Origin of the sequence: Micromonospora sp. NBRC 101691, assembly GCF_030269285.1 — a bacterium.
Taxonomy (GTDB): domain Bacteria; phylum Actinomycetota; class Actinomycetes; order Mycobacteriales; family Micromonosporaceae; genus Micromonospora; species Micromonospora echinospora.
This window is the reverse complement of the sequence record NZ_BSTB01000021.1, coordinates 80,773-102,820: the sequence shown is the minus strand read 5'-3', so window position 1 is coordinate 102,820 and position 22,048 is coordinate 80,773. Positions and strand designations below refer to the sequence as shown.

Annotated in this window: 9 protein-coding genes and 1 tRNA gene; 4 read left to right on the top strand and 6 right to left on the bottom strand. The window is 71.8% G+C overall.

Annotated elements, in window-relative coordinates:
- Positions 1-65: 65 nt before the first annotated feature.
- The gene (locus QSK20_RS26455) at positions 66-4,466 is read right to left on the bottom strand and encodes a S8 family serine peptidase (protein WP_285791321.1); all 4,401 of its coding nucleotides are present in this window, start codon (positions 4,464-4,466) and stop codon (positions 66-68) included.
- 351 nt (positions 4,467-4,817) lie between these two features.
- Positions 4,818-6,053, bottom strand: a complete 1,236-nt coding sequence (locus QSK20_RS26450) for a MalY/PatB family protein (protein ID WP_285791320.1) — start codon at positions 6,051-6,053, stop codon at positions 4,818-4,820.
- 413 nt (positions 6,054-6,466) lie between these two features.
- Between QSK20_RS26450 and QSK20_RS26445 the strand changes: the two genes are divergently transcribed.
- Complete coding sequence (locus tag QSK20_RS26445) at positions 6,467-9,826, top strand: LamG-like jellyroll fold domain-containing protein (RefSeq protein ID WP_285791319.1); 3,360 nt, start codon at positions 6,467-6,469, stop codon at positions 9,824-9,826.
- A gap of 284 nt (positions 9,827-10,110) precedes the next feature.
- Here the strand turns inward: QSK20_RS26445 and QSK20_RS26440 are convergent, their stop codons facing one another.
- The 4 genes from QSK20_RS26440 to QSK20_RS26425 form a co-directional block, all read right to left on the bottom strand.
- Positions 10,111-13,239, bottom strand: coding sequence for a hypothetical protein (locus QSK20_RS26440; RefSeq protein ID WP_285791318.1), 3,129 nt, complete (start codon positions 13,237-13,239; stop codon positions 10,111-10,113).
- 75 nt (positions 13,240-13,314) lie between these two features.
- The gene (locus QSK20_RS26435) at positions 13,315-16,899 is read right to left on the bottom strand and encodes a CHAT domain-containing tetratricopeptide repeat protein (protein WP_285791317.1); all 3,585 of its coding nucleotides are present in this window, start codon (positions 16,897-16,899) and stop codon (positions 13,315-13,317) included.
- Between the two features lie 7 nt (positions 16,900-16,906).
- Positions 16,907-17,257, bottom strand: a complete 351-nt coding sequence (locus QSK20_RS26430) for a hypothetical protein (protein ID WP_285791316.1) — start codon at positions 17,255-17,257, stop codon at positions 16,907-16,909.
- A gap of 60 nt (positions 17,258-17,317) precedes the next feature.
- Entirely contained in the window at positions 17,318-20,176 is a 2,859-nt protein-coding gene (locus QSK20_RS26425) for an FAD-binding and (Fe-S)-binding domain-containing protein (protein WP_285791315.1), read from the bottom strand.
- Positions 20,177-20,183: 7 nt separating this feature from the next.
- Between QSK20_RS26425 and QSK20_RS26420 the strand changes: the two genes are divergently transcribed.
- The 3 genes from QSK20_RS26420 (at position 20,184) to QSK20_RS26410 (ending at position 22,006) form a co-directional block, all read left to right on the top strand.
- Entirely contained in the window at positions 20,184-20,879 is a 696-nt protein-coding gene (locus QSK20_RS26420) for a GntR family transcriptional regulator (RefSeq protein ID WP_285791314.1), read from the top strand.
- A 436-nt stretch (positions 20,880-21,315) separates the two neighbouring features.
- Positions 21,316-21,774: a GNAT family N-acetyltransferase gene (locus tag QSK20_RS26415; protein ID WP_285791313.1), complete on the top strand. Its 459-nt coding sequence runs from the start codon at positions 21,316-21,318 to the stop codon at positions 21,772-21,774.
- Between the two features lie 157 nt (positions 21,775-21,931).
- Positions 21,932-22,006 (top strand) — tRNA-Trp (locus QSK20_RS26410).
- Positions 22,007-22,048 lie beyond the last annotated feature (42 nt).

The following is a 22,048-nucleotide window of genomic DNA, read 5'->3' as shown; positions in this document are numbered from 1 at the left end:
GAACGAGGTCCGGCCCCGCCCGGTCCGAGACCAGGCGGGGCCGGAGTTCGTCAGCCGACGCTACGTCAGCAGCCGGTGGCGGAGAGGTTGAAGTCCTCCACCGTCGGCGTGCTGGTGTTGAGCTTCGTCTGGCGGGTCTGCGGCTTGAACCCGTCCTTCGCGACGATCAGCGTCAGCGGGTTGTTCCGCCGGTCCATCCAGTAGGCGTACTTGCCGGCGGCGTCGGTCTGGAACGTGTACGACGACGCCCACGAGTCCACCTGCACGGTCGCTCCCGCGATCGGCGCGGTGGCGCCCTGGCAGCTCGTGCCGGTGATGGTGCCCGTCAGCTTGGCCCAGGTGGTCGGCTGCTGCACCACCATGGTCACGGCGACCGGGTCGACCGTGTAGGGGGTGTTCTCCCCGATCGTGACCGCCGCGGAGTACGTACCCGGCTGGTCGACGTTCGCGGCCAGCCCGATGGTGACGGTGACCGACTCGCCGGGGGCCAGGGTGGCCGCCGTCTTGTCGATCGTCATCCAGCTGACGTCGGCGGCAGCCACGGAGCAGCCCTCGAAGCCGGGCAGCGCCTCGCTGTCCGGGGTGGCCGTGAAGCTGCCCGAGGAGCCGCCCACCTTGTAGAACCCGCACGCCGCGCCGCCCCGGTACCGGGCGGTGTTGGCGTTCGGCAGGGCCGACCAGGCGTTGCCGGCCGGGTCGTAGGAGAACCCGGCGTTGGTGATCGCGCCGTCCTGCGAGCCGCCGACAACGATCAGCTTGCCGTTCGCGGTCGCGTACGAGCTGGCCCAGCTCGTGGCCGGCGCGTCGGCGATCGCGGTCCAGCTGGCCGCGCCCGGGTTGAGGGCGTAGCCGGCCTTCTGCGGGTTCGTGCCGTCGTTGCCGCCGGTGCAGTACACCACTCCGTCGATGCCGCCGCAGGAGGCGAAGGCGACCGACTTCGGGTAGTCGGGCAGCGCGGCCCAGCTGTTACCGGCCGGGTCGTACGCGACGACGTCGTTCGACATCGGCGTGCAGCTCGCGGTGGTGCAACCACCGATCGCCAGCAGCTTGCCACCGACCACCGCCGCTCCGGCGGCCGACCGCGGCGCCGGGTTGTCGGCCAGCTCCGACCAGGCGTTCGCGCCCGGGTCGTACGACCAGGTGGCGGCGTCCGGGCCGGACGGGCCCCAACCACCGGTGGCGATGATCTTCCCACCGACGACACCCACCGTCATGGCGTTGCGCGCCTCGGGCAGGTCGGCGATCCCCGTCCAGGCCTGGGTGGCCGGGTCGTAGACGTAGTTCTTCGTCGACGAGGCCGTTCCGTTGCCACCGCCGATCGAGTACACCTTGCCGCCGAGGGTGACCACCGCGTTGTCCATGACGTTGCTCGGGTAGTCGGCGATGTCGGTCCACGGCGCGGCGTGCGGGCCGGTCGCCGCCGGCATCACGCCGGTCCCCATCCGCGAGGCCGCCGCGAACGACGTCGGGGCGTTGAGGCGCACCCGCTGGGCACCGGTCGAGCCGAGGATCTGCTGCTGGCTGATCCGGGACCCGTCGGCGCGCAGCAGCTCGAATCCCTTGTCCTGCTCACCGAAGGTGACGTCGACCGGCGCTCCGCCGGTGTTGGTCACGGTGAACGTCTTGGTGGTCTTGCCGGTGGGCATCCGCAGCGTGGCGGAGACCGTCGCCGGCTTCACCGACAGCCGGCCGGCGGCGAGCTGGAAGTTCGCGGCGGTCGCCCAGTCGGCCTCGACGTCGATCGACTTCGCCTGGTTGACGTAGCCGGAGGCCTTGGCCGTGAACCGGTGGGCACCGGTCACCGACGAGAACATCCAGTAGAAGCCGTCCGCGAGCTCGGTGTCGTCCGGCGTCGCCACGGTGGTGGCGGTCTCCGCCGGCCGGTCGTTGCTGGTGACGGTCGCGCCGTTGACGTAGCCGTTGGTGTTCTTGTCGCGGACGTGGCCGAGCACCAGGCCACCGTTGACCGGCTGGCAGACGATCTGGCTGCCGATCAGCACGTTGTCGACCTGCCACCACCAGTCGTAGGAGCCGACGTGGTAGTGGAACCGGACCTGGACCTGCGACTTGCCGGCGGCCTGCGGGATCGCCACCTCGGTGAGCTTCGGCCCCCGGACGTCCGCCGACTGCTTGAGCACGTTCGTCCAGGTGGCGCCGCCGTCGATGCTCAGGTCGACGTCGGCGAACTCACCACCGAGGTGGTTGAAGTCCTGGTTGAAGCGGATCACCGGCGCGGTGACGTTGGTCAGGTCGACGATCGGGCTGACCAGCGAGGTGTTCTGCTGCTTGCCGCTGCCGTACTCGTCGCTGTCGATGATGGCGAAGCCGCCCGCGCCGCCGGTCAGGTTGCGGCGGGCGCCCGGGTCGTTGAACTGCCAGACGAACCCGCTGTTGATGTGGTCGACCACGGTCCAGCCGGCCGGCGTGGTGGTGCCGTCGAAGGTCTCGTAGACACCGTCGGAGCCGTTGCGGTAGCCGGGCGCGAGCGAGCAGGAGTCGCTCTTCACCGGTACGTCGACGTTGGCGACCACGTTGGCCGAGCCGACCACGACGTCCTTGGTCACGGTCTGGTAGCCCGGGTACTGGGACTCGACCGTCAGCTTGTACGTCCCGCCGGCCGGCAGGGTGAGGCTGTAGCGGCCGTTCGCGGGCGTGGTGTAGTCGGAGACGCCACCGGCGCCGGCCACGGTCACCTTCGCGTAGAGCGGCCAGCCGTGTCCGGAACCGTCGCTGACCCGGCCGCTCACCGTGACGCTGGGGACCGGGGTGAGCGCCACGTTGACCGTGGTGGTCGCGCCGGTGGTGACCGTCGCCGGGACGGTCTTGCTCCCGTAGCCGTACGCCGACACGGCGACCTGGTAGTCACCGGCCGGGAGCAGCGAGGAGTACGTGCCGTCGGCGGCGGTGGTCAGCGTGCGCTCCGCCGGACCGGTCAGGGTGACGGTGGCGCCACCGAGCGGCGCGCTGGTGTCCGCGTTGGTCACGGTGCCGGCGAGGGTGCCGGTGTCACCGATCGGCGCGGCGTTGAGCAGGGCCAGCGCGTCCAGCCGCCCCTCGCCGAACACGTTGTTGTCGTCGTCGGTGCCGCCGCACTGGCTGGCCGGCGTGTCGATCGCCGAGCCGTCGAGCAGCGCGCGGGTCGCCGGGATGTCGCCGACCAGCGCCGGTGCCGCCGACCAGAGCAGCGCGATGACGCCGGCCAGGTGCGGCGCGGCCATCGAGGTGCCGTTGTAGCTGGCGTAGCTGCTGCCCGGGATGCTCGACCGGACGTTGACGCCGGGGGCCGCGATGTTCGGCTTGATCTCGCCGCCCTGCCCGGCGCCCCGGCTGGAGAAGCTGGCGATGTTGTTGTTCACGTCGTACGCGCCGACGGAGTAGTTGGCGGTCCGGCTACCCGGCGATCCGCTGGTCTGGCACGCCGAGCCGCTGTTGCCGTTGGACCAGGTGCCGAAGATGCCCGACGCCGCCCAGGCCAGCGTCACGTCCTCCATGAACGGGTCGTTGGAGGGCAGGCGCGTTCCCCAGGAGTTGTTGATGATGTTCGGCCGCTTGCTCGCGTCCGGGTTCTGCCCGTTGAGGTCGGTCGGCTCCAGCATCCACTCACCGGAGGTGATGAGCGCCGCGTCGCTGGGGCAGCAGCCGTTCGCCGCGATCCAGGTGACCTCGGGCGCGACGCCGATCTGGTTGGCGCCGGCCTCGCCGGCCATCGTGCCCATCGTGTGCGTGCCGTGGCCGTCGGTGTCGCAGGGGGCGGTGGCGCACTCCCCGGCCGCGTCGAACCAGTTGTAGTTGTGGTCGAACGTGCCGTCGCCGTTGTTGCCCCGGTAGGAGCCCACCAGCGCCGGGTGGTCGAACTGCACGCCGGTGTCGATATTGGCGACGGTGATACCGGCGCCCTTGACGCCGTACTCCGACCAGACGTCGTCGGCATTGATGTTGGCGATGCCCCACTCGACCGCGTTGACGGTCTTCTGGTCGTCGCCGTCGGTCCGCTTGGGCACCTCGTAGACGACCGGGGCGTACAGTCCCTCGACCTCGCCGTGCGCGGCGATGTCCTGCGCCATGGACGAGGAAGCGCTGCTCACCTTGATGGCGTTGCTCGCCCAGAAGGTCTCGTACTTGACGCCGGCCTTGTCGAGCTTGGCGCGGACCTTCGCCTGGCTCTCGGCGGCCGTCTTCTTCAGCGCCGCCGCGACCGCCGTGCCGCGCTCGTTCCAGTCCTTGATCGCGCTGGCCTTGCTCAGGTCCGCGCGTGGTCCGAACCGGATCCAGAAGTCCGTCTCTTCCTTGGCCTCGAACGCCTTGGTAAGCTCGGAACGGACTTTGCCCTCCACTGAGGACGAATCACCCGGCGCGGCCAGCGCGCCGGAACCGGTCGCGGCAAGCCCCGACACGGTGAGTACCAGCGCCGCACCGGCGCTGACCAGCGAGCGCCCGAGGCGTCGCGGGGTTGTACGTTTTGACATGCGTGCTTTCTCCTAGCGAGAACGATCCTGAGTTGATCGAGCCATGGTGGAGAGAGCAAAGAGGGTCTCCCTGGGTATGAGCAGGGACGGACGGCCCTCTGTGCCCGGGCACTTTGCGGATCTACGCCAGCGGCCCCGGGACTGACACTAGGATCAAGATGATCGCCGATCAATATTTTGCGCGGCAAAACCTTAGGAGATCTTTAAGGACATCGGCGGTCGTCTGGAGCAAAACGCCCACGGTCCGTGGCCTGGGCAGCCCAGACGTCCCGCATCCCCCGGCCGCGCCGTCCGGCTTCGCATCATGACGAATGTAAATCGGAAATCGGATGCCGGAAAACCGGGTCGGGCTCAGCCCGCCGACGAGGACAGCGCGTCGACCGCCCGGCCCATGCGGGTGACGGCCTCGGTGAGGATCGCGGGGGAGGTGGCGAAGTTGAGCCGTACGAAGCCGGTCCCGCCGGTGCCGAAGACGTGCCCGGAGCTGAGGGCGACCCGCGCGTGGTCGAGGAACATCTTCGCCGGACCGGCGAGATCGCTGACCACACCGGGCTCGCCGGTCGGCACGTCGGTGGCGATGCCCAGTCGGGTGCAGTCCAGCCAGGCGAGGTAGGTGCCCTCGGGGCGGTGGTACCCGACGGTGGGGAGATGCTGGGTCACCAGCGTCTCCAGCAGCGTCCGGTTGGCGTCGAGGCCGTCGAGGAGGAGATCGAGCCACTGCTCGCCGGCGTGGAACGCGGCGGTGTGTGCGATGACGCCCAGGTGGCTGGGCCCGTGACCCACCTCTTCCGGCATACGGTCCAGGTCGGCGGCGGCCCAGGGCCCGGCGACCGCGAGCGCTGCCTTCAGGCCGGCGAGGTTCCAGGCCTTGGAGGCCGAGGTCAGGGCGAACGCGTACTCGGCGCCGGGCACGGTCAGGTACGGGGTGAAGTGCGCGCCGGGGAGCACCAGCGGGGCGTGGATCTCGTCGGAGATCACCCGTAGCCCGTGCCGGTCGGCCAGCTCGGCGACCGCCTCCAGTTCGTCCCGGCGGTGGACGACGCCGGTCGGGTTGTGCGGGTTGCACAACAGGAACGCCGGCCGGCGGCCGGCGGCGCGGGCCCGGTGGAAGGCGTCGTCGAGTGCGGCGAGGTCCAGCCGCAGGTCCGGTCCGAGCGGAGCCTCGATCACCCGCCGGCCGGCGTGGCCGACGAAGGCGTAGAAGGGCGGGTAGACGGGGGGACAGACCACCACCGCGTCACCGGGATCGGTGACGAGCCGGAGGACCTCGACGACGCCCATCATCACGTCGGGCACGACCGTGGTGTGGTCGACGCGGAAGTCGTGCCAGCCCCAACGCCGGGCGGCGAACTCGCCGAGCGCCTCGGCGTACGCCGTCCCGTGCGGGTAGCCGGTGTCCCCGAGGTCGATCGCACGGCGGAGCGCGTCGGCCACCGGCGCGGCGAGGGGCACGTCCTGCTCCGCGACCCAGAGGGGGAGCACGTCGGACGGGTGCGTACGCCACTTGACGCTGGTGCGCTGCCGGAGTTCGTTCAGGGTCAGCGAGGTCAGCGGGTTCGCGGTGCCGTCGGCGGAAGGCCGTGCCATGCGAGCCACCCTAGTACGACAGTGGCACCTGGTGATCCCGACCTGGCCGCTCCCGCCGGGCGGTCCCGGCGGCCCGCACCGCGAGCCTTCGGGGCTCGGCGGTCACACGCCAGCCTGTCGTCGCAGCCAGGACAGTCCTTGACCATTGGTCTATACCAGTATTAGCCTACGCCGCACCTGCCCGAACCTGCGGGCGGTCCGGGCACCGAGCGCACGCCCGCCAGCCTGCGTCGCGGTCACCGACTCGATGAGGAGAAGGGCTGATGGCTACAAGACGACGTACGAACCGATGGGCACGCGTGGCTGCACTCCTGGTGGTTTGTCTTGCTTCCGGGGGAGCAGTCCAAGCGCCGGTCACGGCAGCGGCGCCGGCTTCACCACCGGCTGCGTCCGGGCCGTCAGGTGGAGACACCATGCCGGACGGGCCGGTCGGCGGCCGACCGGACCAACCGACGTTCCCGGACGGATACGTCCAGCGCGTTCAGGCGGCCCTGCGGCAGGGAACCGACACGTGGGGCGAGCAGCTCATGGCGCTGCCCGGCGGCCCGACGATGGCGAACATGCAGGACCTTCTCGTGCCGGCCAACCACGGCGACGACTTCTGGCACGACACCCGGTGGAACAACCTCCCGCTGACGTACCCGATGCCGGACCTCAAGAACTTCAGCGCGCAGCGGGACTTCAGCTTCCACTTCACCGACGGTAGCCAGATCAATTCGGACTTCGCCGACGGGCGGACCCGGCAGTGGGTCAAGTTCTACGTCGGCGACGGGGCCGAACTCTACGGGTCGGCCGAGACCAGGCTCCACGAGCCGACGCTCGCCGATGGCTACCAGCCGGTGCTGCAGAACCGCTACACCGACCGCCAGGGACGGATCTACGAGCGGGAGTCCTTCGTCACGCGGTTCTCCGACTCCGCCCGGCTCATGAGCATGGTCCGCTTCACCGTCCGGCCAGGGGACTCCGGCCAGACGTCGGCGACACTCCGCGTCAACCTGAACGGCATGTACGTCGCCGGGGCGGTGGCTGCCGGAAACAACCTCAAGGTGGGCGACAAGCTCGCCCTCGCCCACAGCGGCCAGGCGGCGTGGAGCGCACCGGACCTGACCTACACCCTCGACCTCACCGAGGGCCCGGCGGAGGTCCACCTGCTCCTGATGAACCAGCCCCAGGCGCTCGGGACGGTCGTCATGGACAAGAGCGGGTACGACACCAGACGGGCGCAGATGATCGCCTACTGGAAGGGCCAGCTCGACACCGGGAGCGGGGTGCAGATTCCGGAGAAGTACGCCGCCGACGCCATGCGGTCCATGCTGCTGACCAACCTCGTCATGGGCTACAACCTCACGATCGGCAACGGCTACGAGTTGCCCGACGACCCGAAGTTCGCGTGGATCCCCGAGGTGGTGGCCACGGTGGGGTCGCTCGGCGACTTCGGCTACGCGCCGCGCACCCGGCAGACGATGGACGAGTTCCTCGTCCGGGGGCAGTACCTCGACGGGTTCACGACCTGGGAGCGGGGCATCAAGCTCCAGGCAACCGCACGGTACGTCCTCCAGACCGGCGACTCCGCGCTCCTCACCACTCACCTTGCCGACTTCAAGGCGTGGCTCGCCGACATCGCGAAGCAGCGCGCCAACGACCCCAACGGGCTGCTCGCCAAGACGAGCCTCTACTCCGACAACAGCACCAAGGCCCACGGCATCCACCACCAGTCCGACGTGTGGCGGGGCCTGCGTGACATGGGCGTGGTGCTACGCCTGATCGGCCGCCCCGACGACGCGGCCGCCTTCACCGCGCAGGCCGACGGGCTGCGCGCCGCGACCCTCGACGCGATCAACCGGAGCAAGACCCAGCTGCCCGACGGCTCGATCTTCGTGCCCATCGCGCTGCTCGATCCCAACGACTTCGACCCGGCCGGGATGATCACGGACTCGCAGCACGGCAGCTACTGGAACCTCATCATGCCGTACGCGCTGGGCAGCGGCTTGATCGACCACAACAGCCCGCTCGGGCAGGGCCTGACGGCCTTTCTCAACAACCACGGCGGCCTGTTCCTCGGGCTCACCCGGTTCAACCTCTCCGGTGAGCCGGTCGAGGCGTGCCAGACCCGCCCTGCGGGCCCGTGGCCCGCAGCGGACGGTTACCGCTCGAGCGGCATCGACCAGCAGTACGGCTGGTCCTACCTCAAGTACCTCGACCAGATCGGTGACGCCGACCGGATCGGGCTGACGTTCTACGGCATGCTCGCCCAGGGCTTCACCCGCAACACCTTCATCGGCGGCGAGGGCGAAACCGTCGCGCCGTGCCCGATGGAGTACTACCGCTCCCAGTTCCGGGCACCCCTGTCACCGAACAACGCCACGTACCTCAAGGCGCTGCGGGGGATGCTCGTCAACGAGACCCTCGACGCCGCAGGTGTGCCGACCGGGCTCGACCTCGCGCCGGCGACGCCCAGGCCGTGGCTGTCCGACGGCCAGACGGTCGGGGCCACCAAGATGCCGACCCTGTTCGGCCCGGTGACCTACGCCATCACCTCGAAGGTCGCTCGGGGCACGATCGAAGCCACGATCACGCCGCCACCCGCCGCGGCGGGACGGCCCGAACTTCAGCGGGTCAAGCTGCACCTACGAGTGCCCGCGGGCTACCGGCTGGACGGCGCGACGGCCAACGGCCGGGCGGTGGACATCCAGGAGGACGACACCGTGACCATCCCGGGCACGGGGGCGACGACCGTTCGCGCCACCGTGAAGCCGGTTCCGGTGGCCCCGGTGTCCCGGGCACAGATCGTCTCGGCAGACCTGGCGACCATGGTGGCGCCAGGGGCGACGGCCGACCTCGGGATGCTCGTCGAGATGTCCGGGACCGGTGTCGTCAAGGGCCGGATCTCGCTGGACCTGCCGAACGGATGGACGTCACGGTCCGGGCAGACCCCGTTCGCCCGCAATGCCAAGAACGGGCTCGTGTGGCAGAACGTCCGCGCCCGAGTCTCGGTCCCGGCTGATGCGGCCCCGGGTGACTACCGGATCACCATGACCGCCCGTCCGGACGGTGGGGAGCCGAGAGCGTTCACCAGGACCGTGACGGTGGCCCGGCCGGCCACCGGGACCTACGCGGACCTGGTACGAGCCGACGGTGCGGTCGGTTACTGGCGGCTCGACGACAGCGGGGCGACGGTGCTCGACCGGTCCGGGCACGGCAACGACGGGGTCGTCCGGGGAACCGTGGTCCCGGGCCAGCCGGGACCGCTGGCCGCCGAGAACAGCCGGTCGATGAGCCTTGAGGGCGGCTACGTCGAGGTGCCCGACTCGGCGAGCCTGAGCCTGACCGGCCCCTATGCCCTGGAGGCGTGGGTCTACGTCCGGGAGGGCGGTGACCAGGGCGTGCTGGAGAAGTACGACTCGCCCGCGCGTAACGGATACCTCCTGCGTCTGGGCGCGAAGAACCGGCCGGCGGCGATGAACCTCTCGGACACCCTGTCCACCACCGGTCCGGCCGGTGTCCCCGTGCTGCAGTGGGGCTGGCATCACCTGGTGTCCGTCTTCGACGGCTCGACGCTCAAGATCTATCTCGACGGCACCGAGCGCGCGTCCGTGCCGATGAGTCGGGTGCCGACCGACGGGGCTGCCTCGCTGAAGATCGGGGCACGAGGGGACGACTCGGGGAACCCCTTCGGCGGATGGATGTCCGAGGTCGCCGTCTATGACCGCGCGCTCACCCCGGACAGGGTGAAGGCCCACTACGTCAAGGGCGTGACGGCCGTGAGCCGGTGAACTCCGGCGGCCAGCCGACCTCGGGCGTGCCCGGGTAGCGGCGGATCTGGCTGCCATCGGTGTCCTTGACCGCCGGGTGGCACAGCTCGGCTACCGCAGGCACAGGGTCCATGATCGATTTGCGGTCGTGGACCCTGTGCCGTCCCGTCGGCGTCCCACCACGAGCGGTTGAGCGGCCGCCGCATCCGGTCCGGCGTCGCGTCACCGGCGGCCCCGGCCAGGGGTCAGCCGGTCTTCGCCGCCAGCGGCGACCACAACCCCACCGGGTGATTGAGGGCAGACGGTCAGGCGACCTGCCGGCGGCAGCGCAGGGACAGGAGCAGGCCGACGGCGGCCAGGGCGGCGCCGGCACCGGCGGCGTACCCGGGCAGGTCGGTGGGAATGCCCAGATGGACGGTGATGCCGAGGATGCGCGACAGGCCCCAGGGCAGCAGCGCCAACTGGTCGTTCCACACCGTCAGCGCGCGTTCCAGCCCGACCACCGCGACCAGGCCGGACAGCACGCCGAGCGGGACGCCGACGGCGGTCAGGGTCAGCCCGACGGCAGGACGCCACCGCAGACCGTACCGGTCCCGCAGGACCATGGCGGTGGCCACGAACAGCCAGCAGAACGCCGCGAACGCGACGGTGACGTACACCGTGCGCAGGGTCGGCCCGGTCCAGAAGACGAACCAGTACCTCCCCGGTCCGCGCCCGGCGAGCGCCGCCAGCAGCAACACGCTGCGCAGCAACGCGACGCCGCCGACCACCGCCCACAGGTGGAACGGGTCCCGCCGGCCGACGACGATCCGTACCACCAGGGCGAACAGCGCCCACCCGCCGAGGGTGACCAGCAGGTGCGCCGGGGCGGCGAACCAGGTGAGGACGAGCCGACTCGCCACCAGCGCCACGGCCGGGACCAGCCACACCAGCACCCGGTCCGCCCGGGACGTCGGCGTCGGCAGCGCGGCGACCCGCCACGGCCGGACCGCGCCGAGCAGCAGCCCCCGCGCGGCGGCACCGCCGAACCCGCGCCCGCGCAGGCCGAGCAGCACCACCACCAGGATCGACCCGAGCAGCACCCGGGCCACCCAGGCCATCGCCGGGTCCCGGTCCGCGCGGTCCGCCCCCAGGTCGGCGGCGGTGAAGTTGTACGCCGGCAGGTCGAGATCGGCGCCGTAGCGCTGCCGGTGCGCGTCCCGCGCGTCGCGGTACGCCGTCGCGGCCAGCCGCCAGTCGTCGTACGCGGCCGGGGAACCCGTGTCCAGCCACTGCGCGTGCCGCAGCACCATGGTCCGGTAGGCGCCCAGGGTCTCGAACAGGTCCACCTGGTAGTCGAGCGTCCGGGTGAAGTACGCGCGCAGCCCGGCGTCCCGCCAGGTCGCCGGATCGGTGGCGGCGACCAGGTCGCGCATGCGTCGGGCCAGCGCGGCGGCCTGCCCACCCTCGCCGACCGCCTCGTCGACGCGACCGCCGGTCACCGCGTAGACGCTGCTCAGCGCGGCGGAGTCGCCGGTCGGGATGTCCCACTCGAAGATCCACATCATGGGTGGCGGTTCCAGCCCGAGCGCCCGCACCGACCGGTCGGCGTACGGCCCGACGTAGAGGCCCCGGGTGACCGCCGCCCTCGACAGCGCCATGGCCTGCCCGATCGCGGCGACGGTCGCCGGGTCGGCGGAGAACGTACGGTACGCCCAGTCCGCCGTGACCTGCGCCGGGTCGGCGTCCGGATCCCAGGCCAGCCGGCCGACGGCGTACGTGTTCAGGTCGTACAGCTGCCAGAACCCGGCCCGCAGGTGCAGCGACATGGGCCCGGCGCGCAGCGGGCCGCCGTCCTGGGTCCAGTTCCAGACGCCCTCGACCCTCGGGTTGGCGGCGAGGAACTCGCGCAGCGCCCGGCGGTGCAGCGGGCCGAGGTCGTTCGGGAGCGCGCCGAACCCCTCGAACTCGCGCCGGGCCTGGAACTCCACGATCCGACGGTGTCCACCGGTCAGCAGCGTGGTGTTCAGCGGCAGGTGACTGTAGAAGTCGCCGAGGGTGTACTTGGTGGAGACGACCAGGTGCGGGTCGTCGAACCCGCCCAGCACCCGCGCGTACGACTCCGGGTTGGTGTGCAGGTCACCGACCGCGCCGACGCCCACCGTCCAGGTGCGGAAGACGATCTCCCGGCCGGCCGCGCCCGCGGTGTCCAGCAGCGCCCGCAGCATCGCGCGTACGGCCGTCTCGGTGGTGACCACGAGCTTCGACGAGTAGGTCCAGCCGTCCTCGGCGTACACCTCGCCGCCCTCGCCGACGCGGACCATCAGGCCGTCGACGAACGGCAGGCTCTCGAACAGCTCGGCCAGCCCGGCCCGGTAGACCGCCCACAGCCGGGGGTCGGTCACGTCGAGTCCGCCGACGGTCCTGGTCAGGTACGCCTCCAGCGGGGGCGACACCGCGAGCATGTCGGTGAGCAGGAAGACCTTCACGCCCATCTGGTCGGCGTACCGGAAGACCGGACCGAAGGCCGCGACCATCGCCCGCGCCCGGTCGACGTGCGGGTCGCCGGGCGGGTAGACCGCGTGCCCGTCGCCGACACCCGCGAAGGTGACGTACTCCAGGAAGCCGGGCACGACGATCCCGTTGTAGCCCTGCGCCACCGAGTGGTCGACGAACTGCCGGAACTGCGCGTCGATGCGGGCCACCGCGTCGGCGTCCACCCACGGCGCGCGCGGCAGCAGCGCCGGTGAGACCACGTCGGTGTTCAGGTTGTAGTCGTCGCCGGCGGCGAAGGCGGCCGGGTCGGGCTCGCGGCCCACCGAGCCCGCGTCGGTCAGCCGCAGGCCGAGCCGGGGCGTGACCACCCGGTCGACCTCGGCGGCGGGGAGCGGCTCGGCGCCGGAGCGGATCCGGTCGGCGAGCCGGTACAGCCCGGCCGCGACGCCCGCGAGGTCACCGCCCTCGACGGTCAGCTCGGTCCCGCGAACCCCGAGCCGGTACGACTCCGGCGTCCCAGCCGACGGGGCGAGCACGTCCGCGCGCAGTGTGGTGACTGTCGACAGGGCCGGGGCGCTGGCGGAGCCGGCCGGCCGGGGGCCGCTGCCCGGTCCGGCCGTTGCTGGCCCACCTGGGGCGGTGGCGGTCGTGCCGGGACGCGGCGCGGCCGGGGTGACGACCGGGCGGGGCAGGCCCCGGGAGGCGAGCGCGTCGGCGACGGCGGTCGCGGCCTTCCGGGTGCGCAGCTCGTCGGGTACGGCGAGGGACGCCAGCGGCGGCGCCGGTGCCGCCACCCGGGGCGGCGCGGCGGTGACCTCCTCGTGCGGCACGTCGGCGGGGGAGTGGCTCAGCCCGAGCGTGTCGCCGACGCCCCAGGCCACCGCCGCGCCGAGCGCCAACAGGACGACGACGGCGACCAACAGCGGATACGGCCTCCGGACCCGGGTAACGTGAGTCACGCTCGCATCGTAGTGCCACTGTGGACCCGGACCCGGTGTGCGGCGGCGGCCACGATCCGTCCCTACCGCTTCTGGTCACTCCTGCGGCACCGCGCCGTCGTCGCCGGGAACCGGGCTCTCGCGAGGGGACGCGTCCGGGGCGCCCGTCACGTGTTCCCGGACGTCGGTGGGCAGCTTGTCGCCGGTGAGTCGGAGCCACACGTCCGCGAGGGCCTCGACGCCCAGCATCTCGGTCAACCTACGGACGTGGTCGGGCGCAGGGCCGGTCGCGGGATTCGGGAAGTCCTCGAACTGCAGGATGGCCCGCACCGTGTGCTCCAGGGCCGACGTCAGATCACCCCGTTTCTCCGCGACCAGCCCCAAGGAGCCGTGGCTCGACGCCACACCGATTCGGTTGCCCGCTGCGGTGAAGTCGGCCAGAGCCTGCCGGTATAGGTCCTCGGCCTCGCCGAGGCGGTCCTGCGCCTCGGCGAGTGTCCCCAGGGCATGGCGAGACATACCGAGCTGGGCGAAGTCGGACACGGTCGTGTGGACGGCAAGAGTGCGCCGCAGCCATTGTTCGGCTTCGACCCAGCGCTGGCGGGCCTGCGCCAGGGCACCGAGGGCGTAGCAGACGACGGCAGCGCCGGTGGTATCGCCGAGCGTCTCCAGGACGACGAGCGCTTTCCGGTACCAACGCTCGGCACCCTCGTGGTCCTCGCGGTACTGGGCGAGTTCCCCCAGCGCGCGCATCGAGGCCGCCGTGCCCGGCTGGTCCCCGGCCGTGCTGCGGAGGTCCAACGCGGCCCGGTAGTGCCGCTCGGCGGTGTCCCAGTCGCGCCGCATCCACGCCACCCAGCCGAGAGCCTGCAGGTCGGCTGCGGCACCTGCCGGGTGGCGTGCCGAACGGGAGGCTGCGAGCGCCTGGCCGTACCACCGTTCGGCCTCGTCCCACTGCCCGCGCGCGACAGCGACGTCGCCGTACGAGTGGTGGATCTGCGCGACCGCGGGCAGGTAGTCGAACCCCTGCACGATCTCCAGGGCCCGGTCGAGCCAGGAGGTCGCCTCCGCGAGCCGTCCCGTCTGTCGACAGAGGACGGCGAGATGGTTCGCCACGACCGCCAGCTGTCGTTGCCGTTCGGGGGTCTCGGGCTGGTTGGCCAACGTGTCGTGCACCTTGCGGTACAGCGGCTCCGACGCGATGCTCGTCGCTGCGGTGGCCCGGTTGAGCTGGGCGCTGACGAAGAGGAGCCAGAGCGTGCTGCCGTCCTCGTGGGTGGTCGGGGGGTTGCCCTCCTCGTCCTCCAGCGCGAGCCGGACCCGGTCGGTCCACCCGCTGGCCTCATCGGTCCGGCCGCTCCGGCCCCACACCTCGTTCATCAGCCGGCCGAGGCTCAGCGCCTGCGGCCACAGGCGCAGGTCCAGCGCCTCCTGCAGGGCCTGGGTGAGATTGGCGCGGTGGGCCAGCGCGACCCGGTGACCGGTCTGCTCGTCGCTTTCGGTGAGCTGCCGCCACGACCAGTCGGCCAGCACCGCCATCGCGTGGACCAGGGCCTGGCGGGTGGCCTCCGTCTCCGTGGTCACGTCGCTGGTCGCGGCACGCCACCGGTTCAGGAAGAAGCCGGGCAGGGCCGGGTGCAGCCGGTAGATCCGGCCGCCCAGGTCGACGAGGAGTCCCACCCGGGTCGCCTCGTCCAGCACGGTTCCCCACTCGTCGGGGGTGACGTCACGGAACCGAGCGGGAGTCTGGACGCGCAGCGACACCAGGGCCAGCACGTCGGCGTCGATGACGCCGCGGAACAGCGCCGTGACCAGGAGGAGCTCCTGGCAGCGTGCGGGCAGGCGGGAGACGGAGTAGGTGAGGCTGGCCTCCAGCGAGCCGGTGCGGTCGGTGCCGTAGCTCCTCGGTAGATCGGTCAGTCCGCGCAGGCCGGCGAGGAGCGCGGCGGGATCGGTGGTGTCCAGGTGGGGCAGGATCACGCGCATGGTCAGCGGATGCCCGCCGATCCAGTCGAGCAACTCCTGGAACGCGGCCATCCGGCGGCGGGGCAGCGCGTCCGGGTACGGGGCGAGGAGACGGTCGGCGTACTCACCGGCCTCCTCGGGGGACAGACCCGACAGCTTGATCCGACGTACGTCACCGAGGCGGGGCTCCGGCGTCCGGCTGGTGATCAGCACGACGCCGCGCCCGGTCTCGTCCAGGAATCTCTGGAGGTCGGCGAACAGCTCGTCGCCGACGGATTCGAAGTTGTCCCAGATGACCAGCACGCGTTCCCGGCGCAGCAGCTCCCGGACGATCACCCGCCGCCGCTCGCCGTCAGCCGCCGCGAAGGGCGCGCCGACGACCTGGAGTCCGATCGTGGTGACGACCCCCTCGACCCCGAAGGTCGGCAGTCCGGGATCGAACGAGTGCCACACCACGTGCGCCGCCGAGCGGACACCGCCGGTGTCGCGCCACCACCGTCCGAATGCCTTCGCCAGCTCCGACTTCCCGACGCCGGCCGGGCCGTGCAGCAGGATCACCGGTGAGTCCGCCGCTGACGCCTCGAACCGGTGAAACTCGTGATCCCGGCCGACGAAGGTCCCGACGGCACCCAGGGGGCCGGTCTCCGGGGGCGGGGCGGGGGAGTCACCCAGTCGCGTGAAGCGGACATCGGCGCGGGCGTAGTGAACCGGCACCAGCCAGTCCTCCAACGGCAGCCGCCCGGACGGACTCGGTCGTTCCGGCCGGCGAGCCAGCCGGGCACGTCCGGCCAGCACCGCCTCGGCCGTGGTGCGACCCGTGAAGAGGCTGCCGTAGAACGCGGACATGAACTCGGTGGCCGCGACGGCGTAGACGGTGTAGGCCATCGCCACCACCGACACCGCGCCACCCGCGATCAGCCGGGTGGCCACGGCCGCTTCCAGCACGGTTCCCATGGTGCCCGACTGGCAGGCGTTGAGCACGACGACCGGCACCCGGGCGTCGGCCAGCACCCGCGCCACGCGGGAGGCGGGCACCCGCTCGGCGCCGGCACCCGGCTGCTCGAAGAGCAGCACGGCCTCGCCGTCGAACCGTCCGTGACAGTCCAGGTGGACGATCTGGAAGGGGCGGCCCTGCGCCCGCGCGTCGAGGAGCGTCTCGGCGAGGCCCTCCACCGTCGGCGGCCGCAGGACCACCACGTCCGCCCGTCCCTCGGCGGCGTCGAGCATCGGCCGGGCGATGCTGCGGAACGCGACGTCCCGTGGGCCGTCCGGCCGGGAGATGACCATCAACACCCGGAGCCGGTCGTCGGGCACCGCGAATCCCGGCACCGCGTCGGCGGAGGCCAGCATCCGGGTGATCCGGACCCCGTCGAGGGCCAACGGTGTCGGCCGGTTCGGGTCGGTGAGCAGCTCCCACGGCAGGCTGAGCCAGTCGGCCCGGTCGGCGCACAGCACGATCTCCGGTGCGGCGGCCGCCCGAAGTGACTCGTACTGCTCGGAAACGTCGGCGAAGATGGCCTCGAACATCCGCTGGCCCCACGTCGCCAGCCGGCCCGCCACCTGTGTCCCGCGTGTCGCGTAGACCCCGAACGGGGCCTGGAGATAGTCCTCGAGGTACCAGCGGAGCTCACCGATCTCCGCGTCGTCGAGCAGATCGAGGTCACCGGCGGCCGCCGACACCACCACCCGGTGTGGTTCCGGGAACCGGACCCGCACCGCGCGCTTACCGGTCCTGGTCCGTGGACAGGATCTCTTCGACCACCGCGTCGATGACGAGGTCACGCTGTTCGGGGGTGATCGTGGCAGGGGCGGACAGTTCGACGCGGATCCGCCGGGCGACGACCTCCGGGTTCGGCCGTGACGTCGGGCCGCGCAGACTCCAGAACACGGTCCAACCCAACGTCGCCACGCTGACGATCAGCGCGATGAGGTCGATCGTCTCGTTGTACCGCTGCGATGGCTGGCCGGGCGTGTGCAACGCGGCGAGCACGCCCGAGCGCAGCTCCTCTCCGCCACCGACCCTCTCGACGGCCGCCATGGCGGCCCGTTCCACGTCAACCTGAACCTCGGGCATCGGGATGCGCTCCTCGCTCACGTCGGGTCACGGCAGTCGATGCAACGACTGGAGCAATTGTCAACCCGAGGAGCAACCCGGTCCGGCCAGCAGTTCGGCCAGGTGCAGCGACGGTCTGTCGCGTAGGTCGGCGACCTGGGTACGGCAGGAGAAGCCGTCGGCCAGCACGACCGCCTCCGGGTGGACGTCGAGGGCCGGCAGCAGGTTCTGCTCGGCGACCCGGACGGAGACCTCGTAGTGGCCCCGTTCCACGCCGAAGTTGCCCGCCAGCCCGCAGCACCCGGCCAGGGTGGTCACGGTGGCCCCGGTCCGTTCGAGGAGGGCACGGTCCGCGGACCAGCCGAGCACGGCGTGGTGGTGACAGTGCGGTTGCGCCACGACGACGGTGCCGGTCAGATCGGGTGGGCTCCAGCCGTCGGCGGTCGCCAGCAGCTCGGAGACGGTCGTGGTGGCCGCCGCGACGGCGCGGGCGTCGGCCGCGTGGTCGGTGTCGGCCAGCAACTCGACCGCGTCGGAGCGCAGCACCGCCGTACAGGACGGTTCGACGCCCACCACCGGCACACCCGCCCGTGCCGCGACGGCCAGCTCCGCGACGGTCCGGCCCAGGATGCGTCGGGCGGAGTCGAGCTGTCCGGTGCTGATCCAGGTCAGCCCGCAGCACACCTGCGTCGCCGGCAGGCGCGGCTCGAAGCCGGCCGACCGGAGCAGCCGGACCACCGCCTCGGCCACCGTCGGCGAGAACGAGTTGGTGAAGGTGTCGACGAAGACCATCACCGGTCTGCCGGTGCCGGCCGTGGGCGTCACCCGCGCCGCCCACCGGCGCCGGAACGGCGTACGCGCGAAGGTCGGAAGAGACCGCCGGTGGTCGACGCCCGCGAGGAGCGGCACCAGCCGGCGCAGCAGCGGTAGCCGCAGGGCGAGGTTCGCCAGCCACGGGACGTGACCGGCCAGCCGGCTCCACCGGGGCAGCCAGCCCAGGGTGTAGTGCGCGAGCGGACGCAGCCTGCCCCGGTACCGCTGGTGCAGGGCCTCCGCCTTGTACGTCGCCATGTCGATGCCGGTCGGGCAGTCGGACGCGCAGCCCTTGCAGGCCAGGCAGAGGTCGAGGGACTCGGCGACCGCCGGGTCCCGCCAGTCGACGGCGCCCCGGACGACGTCCTGGAGCACCCGGGCCCGCCCCCGGGTGGAGTCCTTCTCCTCCAAGGTGGCCAGGTACGACGGGCACATCACCCCGCCGGCCGCCGAGTTGTCCGCCCGGCACTTCCCGACCCCGGTGCACCGGTGCACCGCCTGCGCGAGATCCCCGCCGTCGTCCTCGTACGCGAAGGCCAGCCGTCGGCGGTACGGCGCCACCGCCGCGACCCGCACGTCGGCGTCGAACGGGTCGGGGTCGACCAGCACCCCGGGATTGAGCAGGTTGTCGGGGTCGAACGCGTGCTTGATCTCGCCGAAGAGCGCGATGGCGTCACTGGAGTACATCTTCGGCAGCAGTTCCGCCCGGGCCCGACCGTCCCCGTGCTCGCCGGAGAGCGAGCCGCCGTACTCGGCGACCAGTTCGGCGGCGGAGACGAGGAACCGGCGCAGCAGCCGCAGGCCGTCCGGCCGGTCGAGCGGGTAGTCGAGACGGACGTGCATGCAGCCGTCGGCGAAGTGGCCGTACGGCGCGGAGGTCATGCCGTAGGAGGTGACCAGCTCGTCGAAGCGGGCCAGGTAGGAGCCGAGCTGCTCCGGCGGGACCGCCGCGTCCTCCCACCCGGGCCAGGCCGGCTGGCCGGACGGCGCGCGGCCGGCGAGGCCGGCTCCGTCCTCGCGGATCCGCCACAGTCTCGCGGCGGTGGCGGGATCGTCGACCAGGATCGACTCCACGCCCAGTCCGGCCCGGACGAGCGCGCGGGACCGGTCGAGCACCTCCACCCGGTCGTTCCCGGCGATCTCGACGAACAGCCAGGCCCGGCCCCGGGGCAACGGCGGGACGGCGGCGTCGCCCCGGCGCGACCGCAGCACCGCGACGAGTCGCTCGTCCATGCCCTCGCAGGCGGTCGGCCCGAAGGCTTTGACCGTCGGAGCCGCCGCACCGGCGCCGACGATGTCGTCGAAACCGATCGCGACGAGGACGCGGTGGCGGGGATCCTCGACCAGACGGACGGTCGCCTCGGTGACGACGGCGAGGGTGCCCTCGGACCCGACCATGGCCTGGTTCAGGTCGAAGCGTTCCGGCAGCAGGTGCTGCACCGCGTAGCCGCTGACCTGCCGGCCGAGCCGGTCGAACTCGGTGCGGGCGGTGGCCAGGTGGCGGCCCGTCACCTGACGCAGGGCGGCCAGCAGGCCCGCCGGGCCGTCGGCGACCGGACGGCCGTCGGCGTCGTACCCGGTCACGAGGGACTCGCCGGAGGCCAGCAGCTGCCGCATACCGACGACGTTGTCCGAGGTCTGGCCGTAACCGAGCGCGCGGTTGCCGCACGCGTTGTTGCCGATCATCCCGCCGATCGTGCACCGGGTGTGACTCGACGGATCGGGGCCGAAGCGGACCCCGTACGGCAGCGCGGCCTTCTGCAGGGCGGCGTGGACCGTGCCGGGCTGGACGATCGCCGTGCGCGCTTCGGGGTCGACGCTCAGCACCCGGTTCATGTGACGGCTGAAGTCGAGCACGACACCCCGCCCGACCGCGTTGCCGGCGATCGAGGTGCCCGCCCCTCGCGAGGTCACCGGAACACCCGTCGTACGGGCGATCTCCAGGGTGGCCGCGACCTCGTCCGCCGCGCGCGGTCGGACCACCGCCAGCGGCGGGATGCGGTAGAGCGAGGCGTCGGTGGAGTACATGGCTCTGGTCCCCGTGTCGTCTCGCACCTCGAGCCCGGCGCGGCGCAGTTCTCCGACCAGGTCGGGGGAGGGGGATGGATCGCGCGTCACATGTAACATGTTACTCATGCCTGACCTGCCCCTCAGTGTGCCGCCGAACCTCTCCGACCGGGTGGCCGAGGTCGTGCGGGACGGGATCAGGACCCGCCGCTTCGTGCCCACCGAGTTGTACTCCGTGTACCAGCTCGCGGAACTCCTGGGCGTGTCGCGCAGCCCGGTCCGGGAGGCGTTGCTCCGCCTGGCCGAGACGGGACTGGTGCAGTTCGAACGCAACCGTGGCTTCCGCGTGGTCCTGCCCGACCCGCGCGACGTCGCCGAGATCTTCGCGGTCCGGCTCGCTCTGGAGCCGCCGGCCGCGCGCCGGGCGGCCGACGCCGGCCTGGACGTCGCCGACACCCTGGACGCCCTCGACGCCGCCCTCCGGCACGACGACGAGCGCGCCTTCTGGGCGGCTGACCGGATGCTCCACGACCGGATCCTGCGGGAAGCCGGCAACCGACGCGCGGCCGACATCGTGGCGTCCCTTCGCGCGACGACCGAACTGCTCGCGCCACCCACGTCGGCCGGAGGCCGATCGCTGCACGAGATCCGGGGCGAGCACGAACCGGTGATCGCGGCGATCACGCGGGGCGACGGGGCCACCGCCGAGGCGGCGATGCGCCGGCACCTCGTCGACACCGGCCGGCTCCTCGTCGCCCAGGTCGCCGGCCTGCCGCCCGACGCGCCGGCGGTGGCGCAGATCTGGGACGCCGTCGTGGCATGACGCCGGCCCGCTCCGGAGCAGGGACAACCGCGTACGGAACGTCGGACGCCGTCAGGGCAGCCCGGCGCTGGCCCGTCGCACGAATCTGGCCGTACGTCGCAGCTTGAGTCGCGACAGCCTGACATGCCCCGCCTCCACGCCCTTTGCTCTGCACCCCCGCACGCGCCAGACACGCTCGGTCATTGGTTCCCTTCCGGGCCGAAACTGGTCCGCACGCCCGAAACGCTGCTCGGGACCCGTGTCGCCTATTCGGGTGCAGAGCAAAGGAAGCCGGGGGAGATTGCCGCCCCGGCATCTGGTCACGCATCGTGAGATCCCACCGTCACGGTGACTGGGGGTGTCTCGGGCCGGGGTCGAGAGCTGGCGGTCCCCTCTGCCGGTTTCCGGCGGTGAGGCGAGCCGCGGTGCGCACCGACGGCGCTGGGACGGTGCGAGGATGGCGACCGTGCTGACGATCGGCCCCTTGACGGTTCGCGACCGGGACGAGTGGGAAGGGCTGGCCCGTGATTTTCACGCGCACTTCGCCGGCCGGCCGGGTCGGCCCGAGACCAGGGTCGACGACGGCGGCTACGAACACACCTGGCAACGCCTGCTCGACCGTGGGCAGATACGTGGCATCTCCGCGAGGCTCGACGACAGGATGGTCGGCATCGCGCACTACCTGTTCCCCGCCAGCGTCTGGTCGGTCGGGAGATGCTATCTGGCGGACCTGTTCGTGGAACCGCAGGTACGACGGCGAGGTGTCGCCACCGCGCTGATCGCGTGGGTGGCACGGGACGCCGAGGAGCACGGCGCCCCACGTCTCTACTGGAACACCGAAGTGGACGCCGACGCTCGCGCGCTGTACGAGAAGGTGGGCCGCTACCGGGGCTACATCGTCTACAACTACAGATGATCAACTCGGGTTGCGGCACGTCGGGGTGTCGGACCGGCCGGAGACCCCGACATGCCGCAAGTGGAGCCGAGTGCACTCCGGACATCAATGTCCTAGGACGGTTTAGGGGGTGTGTGGCCGCAGCAAGCAGTTCAGGGCTGCCTACACTCGCTCCCGGCGGGTGGTAGCGCAGAGGTCGTCGCGCCCGGTCTCCAAAACCGGGAGGACGCCGGTTCGATTCCGGCCCACTCGCCGCCGGACACCGGCGCGGCATGCTGATCGGACGGTGGCAGAA